General features: G+C 69.5%; 12 protein-coding genes and 1 pseudogene. 3 read left to right on the forward strand and 10 right to left on the reverse strand.

Going from position 1 to position 14548, the window contains the following annotated elements:
- Positions 1 to 92: 92 nt before the first annotated feature.
- The 3 genes and pseudogenes from I004_RS37880 to trpS all read right to left on the reverse strand — a co-directional run.
- Positions 93 to 872, reverse strand: a pseudogene (locus I004_RS37880) (YihY/virulence factor BrkB family protein); the annotation flags it as partial.
- A gap of 65 nt (positions 873 to 937) precedes the next feature.
- Entirely contained in the window at positions 938 to 1561 is a 624-nt protein-coding gene (locus I004_RS31370; protein WP_051344565.1) for a 2'-5' RNA ligase family protein, read from the reverse strand.
- Positions 1562 to 1678: 117 nt separating this feature from the next.
- Complete coding sequence (gene trpS / locus I004_RS0100930) at positions 1679 to 2692, reverse strand: tryptophan--tRNA ligase (protein WP_028433958.1); 1014 nt, start codon at positions 2690 to 2692, stop codon at positions 1679 to 1681.
- A 334-nt stretch (positions 2693 to 3026) separates the two neighbouring features.
- On the opposite strand from trpS, the gene rocD reads away from it, so the two are divergent.
- The gene (gene rocD / locus I004_RS0100935; protein ID WP_028433959.1) at positions 3027 to 4232 is read left to right on the forward strand and encodes an ornithine--oxo-acid transaminase; all 1206 of its coding nucleotides are present in this window, start codon (positions 3027 to 3029) and stop codon (positions 4230 to 4232) included.
- A gap of 94 nt (positions 4233 to 4326) precedes the next feature.
- On the opposite strand, the gene I004_RS0100940 is transcribed toward rocD, so the two are convergent.
- Entirely contained in the window at positions 4327 to 5625 is a 1299-nt protein-coding gene (locus tag I004_RS0100940) for an acyl-CoA thioesterase/BAAT N-terminal domain-containing protein (protein WP_037974523.1), read from the reverse strand.
- Positions 5626 to 5717: 92 nt separating this feature from the next.
- Here I004_RS0100940 and I004_RS0100945 point away from each other — a divergent pair, with 92 nt between their 5' ends.
- Complete coding sequence (locus I004_RS0100945; RefSeq protein ID WP_028433961.1) at positions 5718 to 6635, forward strand: transglutaminase-like domain-containing protein; 918 nt, start codon at positions 5718 to 5720, stop codon at positions 6633 to 6635.
- Between the two features lie 77 nt (positions 6636 to 6712).
- Here I004_RS0100945 and I004_RS0100950 read toward each other — a convergent pair whose 3' ends face one another.
- The 6 genes from I004_RS0100950 to I004_RS31375 all read right to left on the reverse strand — a co-directional run bounded on the left by I004_RS0100950 (position 6713) and on the right by I004_RS31375 (position 12237).
- A complete protein-coding gene (locus I004_RS0100950; RefSeq protein WP_028433962.1) occupies positions 6713 to 7684 on the reverse strand; it encodes a peptidase in 972 nt (323 codons plus the stop codon).
- Between the two features lie 246 nt (positions 7685 to 7930).
- Entirely contained in the window at positions 7931 to 8722 is a 792-nt protein-coding gene (locus I004_RS0100955; RefSeq protein WP_028433963.1) for a succinate dehydrogenase iron-sulfur subunit, read from the reverse strand.
- Positions 8722 to 10476 carry a succinate dehydrogenase flavoprotein subunit gene (gene sdhA / locus I004_RS0100960; RefSeq protein ID WP_028433964.1) on the reverse strand — a complete coding sequence of 585 codons (1755 nt, stop codon included), beginning with the start codon at positions 10474 to 10476 and terminating at the stop codon, positions 8722 to 8724. Before sdhA ends, I004_RS0100955 begins: the two co-directional genes overlap by 1 nt.
- 26 nt (positions 10477 to 10502) lie before the next feature.
- On the reverse strand, positions 10503 to 10985 hold the full coding sequence (locus tag I004_RS0100965; protein WP_028433965.1) for a succinate dehydrogenase hydrophobic membrane anchor subunit: 483 nt from the start codon (positions 10983 to 10985) through the stop codon (positions 10503 to 10505).
- Positions 10986 to 10991: 6 nt separating this feature from the next.
- Positions 10992 to 11372: a succinate dehydrogenase, cytochrome b556 subunit gene (gene sdhC / locus I004_RS0100970; protein ID WP_028433966.1), complete on the reverse strand. Its 381-nt coding sequence runs from the start codon at positions 11370 to 11372 to the stop codon at positions 10992 to 10994.
- A gap of 340 nt (positions 11373 to 11712) precedes the next feature.
- Positions 11713 to 12237 carry a 2-oxo-4-hydroxy-4-carboxy-5-ureidoimidazoline decarboxylase gene (locus I004_RS31375; RefSeq protein ID WP_051344661.1) on the reverse strand — a complete coding sequence of 175 codons (525 nt, stop codon included), beginning with the start codon at positions 12235 to 12237 and terminating at the stop codon, positions 11713 to 11715.
- Between the two features lie 469 nt (positions 12238 to 12706).
- On the opposite strand from I004_RS31375, the gene I004_RS0100980 reads away from it, so the two are divergent.
- Entirely contained in the window at positions 12707 to 14320 is a 1614-nt protein-coding gene (locus I004_RS0100980) for a beta-N-acetylhexosaminidase (RefSeq protein WP_028433967.1), read from the forward strand.
- The last annotated feature ends 228 nt before the right edge of the window (positions 14321 to 14548 follow it).

Below are 14548 nucleotides of genomic sequence, written 5' to 3' on the forward strand. Positions count from 1 at the left end.
GCGTCGATGTCCTCGATGGGCTTGCGGGTGCGTTCCGTCGCCGTCCACGAGGCGCAGAAGAGCATCAGCTTCGCCATGAGGCTGATCCACAGCAGCAGCGCGATGGGCGTACCGAACGCCCCGTAGAGACTCTTCGTCGCGACGCCCCGCAGATAGCCGCCCAGCAGCAGCTTCAGCAGCTCGAAACCGACCGCGCCCATCGTGCAGGCGAGGACGGTCGCACGGCGGGGCGGGCGGACTCCGGGCAGCACCGTCAGCGCGTACCACAGCAGCGCGAAGTCCGCGGCCAGGGCCGCCACGTAACCCGCGGCGCCCAGCAGGAACGTACCGACGCCGTCCTCGCGGATTCCCACCTCCCCGGCCGCCCATCCGACCGCGGAGACGGCGAACGCGGACCCGGCGAGTGAGAAGAGCCCGACGAGGCCGAGCCCGGCCAGCGCCCCGAGGTCCTTGAGCTTCAGCACGACCGGGTTGCCCGGGTCCTCCTCCAGGTCCCACAGGGCGCGCAGGCTCTCCCGCAGCGTGCCCACCCAGTTGACGCCCGTGACGACGAGCAGCGCACCCGCGACGAGCCCGATGGTGCCCGCGTTGTCGGCCAGGGACTGCAGATCCAGTTCCCCGGAGATGCCCGGGACTTGACGGTCGATCGTGTGCTGCACGGCCCGCATCCGCTCCGGATCCAGCAGCGATGCCCCGACGGCCGCGAAGACCGCGAGCATGGGGAAGAGGGAGATGAAGCTGGTGAACGTGACGGACGCGGCGTGCCGGTTCCACTTGTGCTCGTCCAGATGCTGGTAGACGCGCCAGACGCGGGTCCGGAAGAACCACGCCGCCACAGGGCCGATCACCGGCAGCTTCTTCAGCCAGTCCATGATCAGCGATTACCCGCTGAGCAGGCTCTCATCCAGCCGGGAGCGCCGCACCCGGACCGGTGCCGTCAGCGCAGCGGGGCGAAGGAGTCCGCGCCGTCCCCGCAGACGGGGAAGGGCTGCGGCACCTGCCGCGGAACGCCGGAGACGGACAACGCCGTCTCCTCGCCCGAGCCGAAGGTGAATTTCCGCTGGAGCCGCCACACGAGGTCGGAGCCCTGCTCGTACAGCGCGAAGCCCGTGGTCGTCCAGGACGCCTCGAAGCCGGCCAGCTCCTCGTACGCCCTGTCCATCGACTCCTCAGAGATCCCGTGCGCGACGGTGACGTGCGGGTGGTACGGGAAGGCCAGCTCACGCGCCACCGGGCCCTCCGGGGAGCGCACCTGCTCCTGGAGCCAGGAGCACGCCGACGCGCCCTCGACGAGCCGCACGAAGACGACGGGGGAGAGCGGACGGAAGGTGTCGGTGCCCGACAGGCGCAGCGTGAACGGGCGCCCGGCCGCGGCCACCCGCGCCAGGTGCGCCTCGATCACCGGACGGTCGGCCGGGTCGGCCTCCGTCGGCGGGAGCAGCGTGATGTGGGTGGGGATGCCGTGGGCGGCCGGGTCACCGAAGCTCGCACGCCGCTGCTGGAGCAGGCTGCCGTGCGGCTCGGGGACGGCGATCGATACGCCGATTGTGACGGTCCCCACGTCGTGCTCCTCCCTGCTCGATGGCCGGTCCCCGGCCCGCTGTCTGGGTCTGTGTCCTGTGAGCTGCATCTGCCGTATGGGTCGTCGGGTGTCGTTGCCGGAACGTGCCGCGTGATCTCAGTACTTGCCGGGCAGCAGACCCACCTTGTCGTAGGCCTGCGAGAGCGTCTCCGCCGCTACGGCCCTCGCCTTCTCCGCGCCCTTGGCCAGGAGCGAGTCGAGCGTCTCCGGGTCGTCCAGGTACTCGCGTGTGCGGGCGCGGAACGGGGCGGCCCAGTCACTCACGATCTCCGCGAGATCGGTCTTGAGCGCACCGTAACCCTTGCCGTCGTACCTCGGCTCCACTTCCGCGATTGTGGAGTCCGTCAGCGTGGCGAGGATCGTCAGCAGGTTGCTGATGCCGGGCTTGTTCTCCGGATCGAAGCGGATCTCGCTGCCCGTGTCCGTCACCGCGCTCTTGATCTTCTTCGCGGACGCCTTCGGGTCGTCCAGGAGGTCGATGATGCCCTTGGGCGACGACGCCGACTTGCTCATCTTGATCGACGGGTCCTGGAGGTCGAAGATCTTCGCCGTCTCGCGCAGGATGTACGGCTCCGGCACGGTGAACGTCTGTCCGTAGCGGCCGTTGAACCGCTCGGCGAGGTTCCGCGTGAGCTCGATGTGCTGCCGCTGGTCCTCGCCGACCGGGACCTGGTTGGCCTGGTAGATCAGGATGTCCGCGACCTGAAGGATCGGGTACGTGAAGAGCCCCACCGACGTCCGGTCGGCCCCCTGCCGCGAGGACTTGTCCTTGAACTGCGTCATGCGGGACGCCTCACCGAAGCCCGTGATGCACTCCATCAGCCAGTTCAGCTGAGTGTGTTCGGGCACGTGGCTCTGCACGAAAAGCGTGCAGCGCTCCGGGTCGAGGCCCGTGGCCAGCAGCTGCGCGGCGGCGAGGCGGGTGTTGTCCCGCAGCTCCGCCGGATCCTGCGGGAGCGTCAGCGCGTGCAGGTCGACGACCATGTAGAAGGCGTCGTGTGTCTCCTGCAGCGCCACCCACTGACGAACGGCTCCCAGGTAGTTGCCGATGTGGAACGAACCCGAGGTGGGCTGGATGCCGGAGAGTACACGCGGACGGTCATTGGCCATGCGCCCATTGTCTCAGGTCCGCCATGCCGGGCGTGCACAGTTGTGCCGTGAGCTGAGGCACCGTGTCGCCCGTGCGCGCCGCCTCAGCGCGGTTCCCGCGTCCGCGTGCGCCGGATCCGCGCCCCGCCCATGACCCGGTCGGCGCCGCACCGCTCCGCCCCTCCCCGGCGCCCTCTCCCCGGGGCGTCCCGTGAGAACCCCGCACCGGCAGCAAAGTTTCTTCTCAGCCGGCCGGGTGGACGATAGAAAGAGGCAGCCCTCCGCGCCGCCACGGGAAGACGTGAGACGCAGCGGGAGGCGCCGCGGGACCATACGAGACGAACGGAGACCCCGGATGTCCACCTCGGAAAGGCTGATCGCCGCCTCCGAAGCGCGCAGCGCCCACAACTACCACCCCTTGCCCGTCGTGGTCGCCTCCGCCGAAGGCGCCTGGGTGACCGACGCCGACGGGCGGCGCTACCTCGACATGCTCGCCGGTTACTCGGCGCTCAACTTCGGGCACCGCAACCAGCGGCTCATCGACGCTGCCAAGGCCCAGCTGGACCGGGTGACGCTCACCTCCCGCGCCTTCCACCACGACCGCTTCGGCGAGTTCTGCGAGCAGCTGGCCGAGCTGTGCGGCATGGAGATGGTCCTGCCGATGAACACGGGCGCGGAGGCCGTCGAGACGGCCGTGAAGACCGCCCGCAAGTGGGGCTACCAGGTCAAGGGCGTGCCCGACGGCCGGGCGAAGATCATCGTCGCTGACAACAACTTCCACGGGCGTACGACGACGATCGTCTCCTTCTCCACCGACCCTGAGGCACGTGCCGACTTCGGTCCGTACACACCTGGATTCGAGATCGTCCCCTACGGCGACCTCGCCGCCCTGGAGGCAGCCGTCGACGACGACACCGTCGCCGTGCTCATGGAGCCCATCCAGGGTGAGGCGGGCGTCCTGGTGCCGCCCGCCGGCTACCTGCCGGGCGTGCGCGAGCTGACGCGAAGCCGGAACGTGCTCATGATCGCGGACGAGATCCAGTCCGGGCTGGGCCGCACCGGGGCGACCTTCGCGCTGGAGCACGAGGGCGTGCACCCCGACATGTACGTGCTCGGCAAGGCGCTCGGCGGAGGCGTCGTGCCCGTCTCCGCGGTGGTCTCCTCGCGGGAGGTGCTGGGCGTCTTCAGGCCCGGCGAGCACGGGTCGACGTTCGGCGGCAACCCGCTCGCGTGCGCCGTCGGCCTCGAGGTGGTCGCCATGCTGCGCACCGGCGAGTACCAGCAGCGTGCGAAGGAGCTGGGCGAGCACCTCCACCACGAACTGGGCGTCCTCGTCGGCAGCGGAGCCGTACGTGAGGTGCGCGGGCGCGGCCTGTGGGCCGGCGTCGACATCGACCCGGCGCACGGCAGCGGACGGGAGCTGTCGGAGAAGCTGATGGGCCGCGGCGTCCTGGTCAAGGACACGCACGGCTCGACGATCCGCATCGCGCCCCCGCTGGTCATCACGAAGGAGGACCTCGACTGGGGTCTGGAGCAGCTCGGCGACGTCCTGGGCGGCTGACCGGCGGGGCGCGGGCGCCGTCGAGAGGGCCCGCGCACAGCCGGGCGGGCCGGGAGAGCACTGTCTCCCGGCCCCGCCCGTCGCGTTTCCCGCGCTACCTCTTCAGCAGCTTCAGCACCCGCGCCCAGCCGTCCTCGCGGGCGGCCTGGTCGGAGCCGGAGGTGCTGACGACCTTGCCGTCGGCGCCGCCCTCCTGGCCGGGCTGCCCGTAGGGGAACCAGTTCACGTGATGGCCCGCCTTCGGGTACGTGACCTGGCGGTGGCTCGCCCCGGACGCGTTCTTCTGCGAGGCGATGACGCGGGCGGCCCCTGCCGAGCCCCACATCTTGTCGTTGCCGCCGGCGATCGCCAGCACCGTGCCGCGTACGTTGTTCAGCCGGATCGGCCCCACCGGGATCGGCCTGCCGCCCTCGGCCCAGGCGGCACGGCCCGAAGCACCTGCCAGATAGGGGCCGTTGATCTTTGCGGAGGGCGCGTAGGCGATGACGTCGCGGAACGCGCGCGGGTGGCGCTGGCCGAGCAGCTGCGCGATCTCGCTGCCGCGTGAATTGCCCATCACCGCAAGGCGCTCGGGGTCGGCGCCCGGCTCGTTGCCCAACACGCGGGCGGCGCGGACGAAGTAAGCCGTGTCGATCATGTTGATGGCGTCCGGACGCCCGGAGCCCTTGCCGCAGCGGAAGTAGCACAGCGACAGCGCGGGATGGCCGCGCGCGGCGAGCAACGCGGCCGCGTACTCACCGGAGTTGCCGCCCTCCGAACCGCCGAAGACCAGGACGGGGGCTTTGCGCTGCTCGCCCCTCGGCGGTGTGTACATCTCGCCGTCGATGCGGTCCCTCGCGACGGTGAGCTTGCGGTGGCGCACCTTGGACGTCAGCCACTGGCGGGTGACCGTACGGTCCGCGAGACGCTTGCCGTTCTTGCTGACGGTCAGGCGCACCTCGTACGAGCGCTTCTCGGCCGGTGACGGCGGGTGGTACGAGAAGGCGTCGCCGCTGCCGATCATCTTCACGCCGCTGCCGGCCGTTGGCAGCATCGCGCTGATCAGACCCGTGCTGTCCGCCTTCGCGTACGGGCGCCCGCCGCGCGGTGCCTGCTCGTCCAGATCGATGCGGCCGTGTGCGTCGGCGCTGAAGTCGCCGTGCGCGCTCCACGGTTGACCGCGCTGGTCGACGGCGTGCACCGCGACACGCACACGGTCCCGTGCATGGAGCCCACTGATGCGCACCTTCATGTCCTGGTCGGCGAGTGCCACGGGTCGGTCGACGTGGACCGCCGCGTGGTCGTCTTCCGGCTTGGCCGCGTCGTCCGCGCCGCCGCCGCCCGAGCAGGCCGCCGTCGCGGCCAGCATCAGCAGTGCGGCGAAGCCCGCTCGTGCCTTCGGTATGCGTCCCACCAGGGGCACCTTACGCACCCCCGGTCCGCTCCGCGGAACCTGGCATTCCTCCCGGGTGGAAATCCGGGACGAAATCCGCCACTCTTTCGCGCATGCTGCCCGCAGAGCGTGACTTCTATTTAACGCAGAGCGTCCACAGTGATCCGGGTACGGCGGACAGACTCGCGGGACTTCCCAGTGGTCCCGACGAACTGGCCCTTCTCGTACGGCACTTGCTCATCCACCGCGAGGAGGCCGGCCGTTTCGGGTGTGCCCTGCCGGAATCCCGCTACCGCACCGAAGCGGAGACCCGCTACATAGCCGACATCCTGGACATGGTCCTGGAGCTCGACGACGCTCCGCTCACCGCCCCACGCCGTCCCCTCGACCGGTTCGCCGGCACCTGCCGCGACTTCGCGCTGCTGCACTGCGCACTGCTGCGCCACACCGGAACCCCGGCCCGTATCCGCTGCGGTTACGCCACTTACTTCGCCGAGGGCTTCCACGACGACCACTGGGTCACCGAATACGCCCACCCCGAGCACGGCTGGACGCTCGGCGATCCGCAGATGGTGCCGGACGTGCGCATCGAGTCCCCCTACGAGCTGGACTTCGACCCGCTCGACGTGCCCCGCGACCGCTTCCTCGTCGCCGGGGAGAGCTGGCGCCGCTGCCGCACGGGCGAGGCCGACCCGAAGACCTTCGGCGTCAGCGTGCTGGGCCTCATGGGCATGTGGATGGTGCGCGCCAACGTCGTACGCGACCTGGCGGCGCTCAACAGGGCCGAGGTGCTGCCCTGGGACGCCTGGGGCGCCGGCGACGCCGGACGGGACGGCCAGGACGAGGCCGGAGAGGCGACGCTGGCGGTGCTCGACGAGGCGGCGCGCGCGACCGTCACAGCCGACTTCGACGAGGTGCGCGCCCTGTACCGCGACGGCCCGGGCCTGCGGGTGCCGGAGACGATCACCTCGTACCAGTCGTTCGACGGTGAGTGCGAGGTGCGTCTGCGCGGCGGTCCGCAGGACCGGTAGCCGCGACGGGGCCGGCAGTTGACGCCGGCCCCGTCGAAGCGACGGTGGCGTTGACTGTGCGGGGTTCTCCCCGGAGGTCAGCCGGCCTGTGCCGTCTCGTACAGGTTCTTCGCGTCCTCCCCGAAGTACGGCCCGAACATCGTGTTCGGCAGGAAGGTGTAGCCGAAGCTGTTCACCGAGGACTGCAGGCCCTTGCCCGACGCCTCGTCGAACTCCGTGAACCACGGGCCGCCGCTGGAGCCGCCCGTCATGTTGCACGAGAGGCCGTGGTCCTTGGTGAGCAGGAAGTCCTGGAAGGACGTACCGCTGCAGTAGATCAGCTTCTCGCCGTCGTACGGATCGGCTGCGGGGAAGCCGAAGGCGTACATGGTGGTGTTGTAGGCGGAGTTGAAGGAAAGCCCCTGGCCGCCGACGACGTCCGTGAGCTTCTTGCCGTCGAGGGGGTTCACCACGGCGGCGCCGACGTCGAAGTTCATGTCCTCGCTGGCCTCCCACTGCGGGGTGGTCAGCGTCGTGGAGGCGGTCCACTTGCCGTGGGGTGCCTCGCCGTCGTGATAGCCGGGGACGAACACCCAGTCGGTGTGCCAGGCGCCCTGGTACTTCACGCAGTGCCCGGCCGTGATGACCGTACTGCCGTTGTCGCTGGTGACCGCGTCGCCGGAGCAGGAGGCGTCACGGCCGCCCATCTTGAAGAACACGCGGCCCGTGGTCTTCACCACATCGCCGCCGCCGGACCAGGGACCACCCGGTTCGGGCAGCGCCTTGGTGATGGCGTCCGTGTCGAGCGGGGGTATCTTCAGCTCCTCGCCGCGGGGCACGGCCTTGCCGGCCCGCTCGACGGCGCGGGCGCCGACGTCGAGGAGATCTTCGACGGGCGTCGCCTCACGCATCCGTTCGGCGGTCCACCCCCCGGCGGCACGTTCCTGCGCGGCCTTCGGCACCGCCGAAGCGGGCGTGCTGCCACCGGAGTCGGCGCTCGCGGGGGTGGACTGGAGCGCGAGGCCGAGGAGGGCACCTACGGCCACCAGGGCGCTGGCGCCCCGGCGCATGCGTCGTGTGCGTCTCACGCGTACTCCTTCTGCTGGGATGGGGCAGATGAGTGGTGCGGACAGACGTGCGTTTGCAGGGATCCGAGATCCCTGTGGTGCGGTGGTGCGTCGATAGCGTGCCCCGAAATCGGTCCCGATGAACGGAAGTCGTGGCACTGGCACGACAAAGCGCCCGGGGCGGTGCTCCGGGCGCTGTCGTGTGCGCGGACGAGCGAGCGCGTGGCGTGCGCCCGCTCGCGTCGACGGTCAGAAGCGGCGCGTGATCAGCGCCCGCTTGACCTCCTGGATCGCCTTCGTCACCTCGATGCCGCGGGGGCAGGCGTCCGTGCAGTTGAACGTGGTGCGGCAACGCCACACGCCGTCCTTGTCGTTGAGGATCTCCAGCCGCTGCTCGCCGGCCTCGTCGCGGCTGTCGAAGATGAAGCGGTGCGCGTTGACGATGGCCGCCGGGCCGAAGTACTGCCCGTCGTTCCAGAAGACCGGGCACGAACTGGTGCAGGCCGCGCACAGGATGCACTTCGTGGTGTCGTCGAAGCGCTGCCGGTCCTCGGCGGACTGCAGCCGCTCACGCGTCGGCTCGTTGCCGCTCGTGACGAGAAACGGCATGACGTCCCGGTACGCCTGGAAGAACGGGTCCATGTCGACGACGAGGTCCTTGAGGACGGTCAGGCCCTTTATCGCCTCGACGAGGATCGGCTTGGCGCCCTTGCCGTCCTTGATCGCCGCTATGTCCTTGATCAGCGTCTTGCACGCCAGCCGGTTGCGGCCGTTGATGCGCATCGCGTCCGAACCGCAGATGCCGTGCGCGCAGGAGCGCCGGAAGGTCAGCGTCCCGTCCAGTTCCCACTTGATCCTGTGGAGCGCGTCCAGGACACGGTCCTTGGGATCGATGTCGAGGGTGAAGTCCTCCCAGCTTGCGTCCGCCGAGACCTCCGGGTTGAAGCGGCGGATCCGGAAGGTGACCGTGACCAGGTGCGAGGCCTTCGGCTCCGCGCCGGGCGCGGACTGGCCGGACTTGTCCATGACTGCGGTGCTCATCAGTACTTACGCTCCATCGGCTGGTAGCGGGTCTGCACGACCGGCTTGTAGTCCAGCCGGATCGACTCTGTCCCGTCGTCGCCCACTTCGCGGTACGCCATGGTGTGCCGCATGAAGTTGACGTCGTCGCGGTTGGGGTAGTCCTCGCGGTAGTGACCGCCGCGGGACTCCTTGCGGGCAAGCGCGGAGACGGCCGTCACCTCGGCCAGATCCAGCAGGTTGCCCAGCTCGATGGCCTCCAGCAGATCGGTGTTGAAGCGCCTGCCCTTGTCCTGGACGCTGATGTTCCGGTAGCGCTTGCGCAGTTCGCCGATCTCCTCGACGGCCTCCTTCAGCGTCTGCTCGCTGCGGAAGACCATGACGTTCTTGTCCATGCACTCCTGAAGCGCCTTGCGGATCTCGACGACGCGCTCGTTGCCCGTCGCGTCGCGCAGGTTCTCCACCTCGCCCTCGACGAACGCCGCCGGGTTCTCCGGCAGTTCGGTGAAGTCGGCGGTGGCGGCGTAGGCGGCGGCCGCGATGCCGGCCCGCCGTCCGAAGACGTTGATGTCCAGCAGCGAGTTGGTGCCGAGCCGGTTCGCGCCGTGCACGGACACGCAGGCGACCTCCCCGGCGGCGTACAGGCCGGGCACCGGCGTGTTGTTGTCGGCGAGCACCTGGCCCTGCACGTTGGTCGGCATGCCGCCCATCGCGTAGTGCGCGGTCGGCTGGATCGGCACCGGGTCGGTGTACGGCTCGATGCCCAGGTACGTACGGGCGAACTCGGTGATGTCCGGGAGTTTCGCGTCCAGTTGCTCGGGCGGCAGGTGCGTCAGGTCGAGGAAGACGTGGTCCTTGTCGGCGCCGCAGCCGCGTCCTTCGCGGATCTCCGTGTAGATCGCGCGGGAGACGACGTCACGGGAGGCGAGGTCCTTCATCACCGGCGCGTACTTCTCCATGAAGCGCTCGCCGTCGCGGTTGCGCAGGATGCCGCCCTCGCCGCGGGCGCCCTCGGTGAGCAGGATGCCCATCTTCCAGATGCCGGTCGGGTGGAACTGGAAGAACTCCATGTCCTCCAGCGGCAGTCCGCGCCGGAAGGCCGCGGCCTGGCCGTCGCCCGTGAGGGTGTGCGCGTTCGAAGTGACCTTGAAGAACTTGCCGTTGCCGCCGGAGGCGAAGACGACCGCCTTGGCCCGGAAGACGTGGATCTCGCCGGTGGCCAGCTCGTAGGCGACGACGCCGGCGGTCTTGCGCACACCGTCGACCTCGCCCATCAGCAGGTCCAGGACGTAGAACTCGTTGAAGAACTCCACGCCCTCCTTCACGCAGTTCTGGTACAGCGTCTGAAGGATCATGTGGCCCGTGCGGTCGGCCGCGTAGCAGGACCGGCGCACCGGTGCCTCGCCGTGGTTGCGGCTGTGACCGCCGAAGCGGCGCTGGTCGATGGTGCCGTTCGGGGTGCGGTTGAACGGCAGGCCCATCTTCTCCAGGTCGAGAACCGAGTCGATGGCCTCCTTCGCCAGGATCTCGGCGGCGTCCTGATCGACCAGGTAGTCGCCGCCCTTGATCGTGTCGAAGGTGTGCCACTCCCAGTTGTCCTCCTCGACGTTGGCGAGGGCCGCGGCCATTCCGCCCTGGGCGGCGCCGGTGTGGGAGCGGGTCGGGTAGAGCTTCGTCAGCACGGCGGTGCGGCTGCGCTTGGTGGACTCGATGGCCGCGCGCATGCCGGCGCCGCCGGCCCCGACGATCACGGTGTCGTACTTGTGGATCTTCATTGGGTTACCTCAGCCCCGTACGTGCGTCAGCGGATGTTCGGGTCGAAGGTGAAGATCACCAGCGTGCCCAGCAGGACGGTGAAGACGGTGGCCGTGTACAGCAGCATCTTCAGCCACAGGCGGGTGCCGTCCCGCTCCGCGTAGTCGTTGATGACGGTCCGCAGGCCGTTCGCGCCGTGCAGCATCGCGAGCCACAGCATCATCAGGTCCCAGACCTGCCAGAACGGCGAGGCCCAGCGGCCCGCGACGAAGGCGAAGCTGATCTTGCTCACACCGCCGTCCAGTACGAGCTGGATCAGCAGGTGGCCGATGACCAGCACGACGAGGACGATGCCGGACAGCCGCATGAACAGCCATCCGTACAGCTCGAAGTTGGTGCGGGTCGTCTTCGGGGTGCGGGAGGTGCGGGCGCGCGGCGGGGAGATCACCGGGGCCGGATTGTCGGCGCTGTAGCGGGTGCCGCCGTCGCCGGGGCCCTCGGAGGTCGGATTCGCGGTGTCGGTCGACATGGTTCATCAGCTCCCGAACAGCGAGTGCAGAGTGTGCTGAAGGACGGGGTAGAAGGCGCCGATCATCAGGACGCCCCAGACGCCGATCACGGTCCAGAGCATCTGCTTCTGGTACCTCGGCCCCTTCGACCAGAAGTCGACGGCCACGACCCGCAGGCCGTTCAACGCGTGGAAGAGGACCGCGGCCACGAGGCCGTACTCCATGACATTCACGAGAGGCGTCTTGTAGATCGCCACCGTCTCGTCGTAGGTCTCGGGCGAGACGCGGACGAGCGCGGTGTCCAGCACGTGCACGAACAGGAAGAAGAAGATGAGGACACCGGTGACTCGATGAGCCACCCAGGACCACATGCCTTCCCGGCCGCGGTACAGCGTTCCAGCCGGCACGGAAAAAAACTCCTCCGGAGCGAAGTCAGAGCCGGCCGCCATCTTCGGCTGAGAGCGCAGCGGTGTCGGTCGGGCTCGGCCGGGTACGGACCACCGGCCTGAGCCATCGTAGCGACGCTTTGTCGGTACATCGGTCCCGGGAGGGGCGGATGTGATCAATCAGGCAGTGACAGGCGGCACATGAGAGACGCAGGTCACAGCTTTGCCGACCTTCGTCGCAAGGTCGGCACATCTGGGGGCCGCGCCCGGGCGGAGGCGGGAGCAACTCGCGTGTCCGGCGCTGGAGAAGGGCCCACCGCCGGGTCTCCTCACGGAGGCCGGCCGGCGTCGCGGGCACCCTTCAGCGCGCCTCCGGAAGGACCCTCACCAAGCGGCGGAGCCTGGCACGGGCGAGGCGTCGCAGTTCCTCCGCCACCACCGGACGCTCGTCCTCGGGGTCGTGCCCGAGGCGGGTCCGCACGGCAGCGAGGGCCTGGTCGAGCCACTCGTCCGGACCCCACTCCTCGAGGCACACGAGGAAGGCGTGCCCGAAGCGGTTCTCGTACGCGGCATGGGCGGCACGCAGCGCGGTGTGCGCCGCGAGGAGGCCGGGCCGGTCATGGCCTCGCGGTACGCGGCCGGGCCCGGACCGTGTCACACCGTCCTCCATTGCGGGCAGTTGGTGCGCCTCCGAGGAGAGTGCTTCGGCCATGTCTGCGGGCGTCATGTCGTAGCTCGCCTCGTCCAGGGCGGCCAGCAGCGAGCCCGGTTCCGGATAGGGGCGGCATGCCGCGATGCGGGCCGCCCACCGGCTGCTGCCGCAGCAGCGCAGCAGTATGGCGGTGGCCACCTCGGCGGGCGCGGCGTTGAAGCGGGACAGAGGCATCGGCGGCGGCGCCGTCACCGGGTCACGCCACTGCGGTTGCCGGGCGGCCGCAACGGGCATGTCCTGGGCCGGCCCGGGGCCCGGGGGACCTTCCCCCAGGTTCAGGCCGGAGGCACCATCGGGTGGGCCGACGACGTGCACGGCCGGGGCCTTCTCGTCGCTTCGCGGGCTGGGCGGCGGCATGGGCTCCTCGGGCGGCCGGCTGACATCGGATTCCGATCCGGCGTACGGGTCAATGCTCGTTACGGCGGACCGGTGAGGGAGTCCGGCCGTGAACGGCCGGACGCGCTCCGCGGCTCGCCCAACTGCCGCTGTGTGACGTCGGATACGGCTGTGCGGGGCGTGCCTCGGACACCGTAACGACGCAGAGCCGAACGATTCGACGACGATGGGAATTTCACCCGTACGGGAACGATCCTGGTCGGATACCTGGCGAGTGAGAGTCGAAAAGGGGCAATAACGTATCGGTATGGGACCTAAGAGGCCAAAGAAACTGGCGGTTTCGACGGCCGTGCTCGCGGCCGGCGCGGTGAGTCTTCTCACTCTCGGCGGCTGCTCGAGCGAGGACGCCGGCGACCGAGCCTCGGGCGAGCGTGCCAGCGGGAGCGCAGCAGGCGGCCGCTCGCCCGCGGTGCCGAAGCCGACCGAGCCGGCCCGAACCGGCCCCGCACCCGCCTCGGTTCCCTCGGTGAGGGAGTGGAAGCCGGTGCGAGGCCCGGCGTGGAAGCCGTCGAAGTTCACGAGGGTCGTCGCCGATCCGGCGGGGCCGCTCGCCGACGAGGCCAGGCTGCTCGCGAGTGAACTCGACGTCCCCTTCGCCAAGGGCCCGGCCCGCACGGGGGACGTCCGTCTGAGCCTGGACCGGGGCCTGAAGACCGGGCGCGAGGGTTACGTGATGGACAGCCGCGGGGGCCAGGTGAAGATCTCCGGCACCGACCACGCGGGCGTGTTCTACGGCACCCGGACGCTGCTGCAGTCCGTGCGCGCCCGTGGTGGAGTCGCCGACGGCGTGGTCCACGACAAGCCGGACCGCCCGCAGCGGGGCCTCATGCTCGACATCGCGCGCAAGCACTTCAGCGCCGGGTGGATCGAGGACCGTATCCGGGAGATGGGCGATCTCAAGCTCAACCAGCTCCAGTTGCACATCTCGGACGACCAGGCCTTCCGGGTCGAGAGCAGTTCGCACCCCGAGGTCGTCTCCGATCCGCATCTGACCAAGGCGCAGATGCGCCGCATCGTGCGGCTCGCCGAGTCCCGGCACATCGACGTCATTCCGGAGATCGACTCGCCCGGGCACCTCGGCGCCGTCATCAAGGCACACCCGGAGATCCAGCTGAGGAACGCCGCCGGACGGCCGACCGAGGGCGCCGTGGACATCTCCGATCCGCGTGCGGCGAAGATCGTCGACGATCTGCTGCGCGAGTACGCCGACCTCTTCCCCGGCAAGTACTGGCATCTGGGCGGTGACGAATACCTCGCCCTGGCCCAGCGGGACCCTGAGGCCTCGTACCCGGGACTGGCCGCCAAGGCGCGCAAGGAGTTCGGCCGCGGCGCCCGCGTCCAGGATCTGGCGACCGACTGGCTCAACGACCGGGCCGCCGTCGTACGGGGAAAGGGCAAGACCCCGCAGGCGTGGAACGACGGCATCCACGCGGGCGGCGTGGTCCGCGCCCACCATGACCGGCAGGTCGCCTACTGGACGGGCAGGGAGCCCGGCGAGCGCAGCCCCGAGTCGTATCTGAGGGAGGGCTGGAAGCTGATCAACCTCAACGACGAGTTCCTCTATTACGTGCTCGGCCAGCCCAACAAGTTCACATATCCGACAGGTCGCCGCATCTACGACGAATGGACTCCGGCAGTGCTCCGTGGAACCAAACCGGTTCCGAAATCCCTTTCGGGTCCCGAGCACATCCCCGGCGGCCGCTTCGCCGTGTGGTGCGACCGCTCCGGAGCACAGACCCAGAATCAGGTCGCCGCGGGAATCAGGCCGCCGCTCCGGGCGACCGCGCAGAAGTTGTGGGATCCCGAAAAACCGGCCATGAGCTGGGAAGACTTCAAGCGGCTGGGTGAGCGCGCGAGCTGAACCCGCCCGGCGGGCCTGCCGGAAAATGCGAGAGCGACCGGGGTCGCCACCCCCCACAGGAGAGACCCCGATCGCCCTCGAGAACGGGCGCACCACGCCAGGGGCAGGCCCGTACTCTCTTCAGCGTTCGCGATCCGCATTCTGTTACCTGGTCAACTTGCGTGGACTATGACGCACACTTGGCCTTAGCGTGCTCTCGCATCGATGCTGGTCTGTGCGTGAGGCATA

The sequence above is a fragment of the Streptomyces sp. TAA486 genome (genome assembly GCF_000426165.1).

Bases quoted from the DNA above. Each gene is read 5' to 3' on its own strand.
- rocD (WP_028433959.1), top strand. From the start codon at position 3,027: ATGTCCACCTCGGAAAGGCTGATCGCCGCCTCCGAAGCGCGCAGCGCC.
- I004_RS0100950 (WP_028433962.1), bottom strand. From the start codon at position 7,684: ATGCGCCGGGGCGCCAGCGCCCTGGTGGCCGTAGGTGCCCTCCTCGGC.
- I004_RS0100945 (WP_028433961.1), top strand. From the start codon at position 5,718: ATGCTGCCCGCAGAGCGTGACTTCTATTTAACGCAGAGCGTCCACAGT.
- I004_RS31375 (WP_051344661.1), bottom strand. From the start codon at position 12,237: ATGCCTCTGTCCCGCTTCAACGCCGCGCCCGCCGAGGTGGCCACCGCC.
- I004_RS0100965 (WP_028433965.1), bottom strand. From the start codon at position 10,985: ATGTCGACCGACACCGCGAATCCGACCTCCGAGGGCCCCGGCGACGGC.
- trpS (WP_028433958.1), bottom strand. From the start codon at position 2,692: ATGGCCAATGACCGTCCGCGTGTACTCTCCGGCATCCAGCCCACCTCG.
- sdhA (WP_028433964.1), bottom strand. From the start codon at position 10,476: ATGAAGATCCACAAGTACGACACCGTGATCGTCGGGGCCGGCGGCGCC.
- I004_RS0100980 (WP_028433967.1), top strand. From the start codon at position 12,707: ATGGGACCTAAGAGGCCAAAGAAACTGGCGGTTTCGACGGCCGTGCTC.
- I004_RS0100955 (WP_028433963.1), bottom strand. From the start codon at position 8,722: ATGAGCACCGCAGTCATGGACAAGTCCGGCCAGTCCGCGCCCGGCGCG.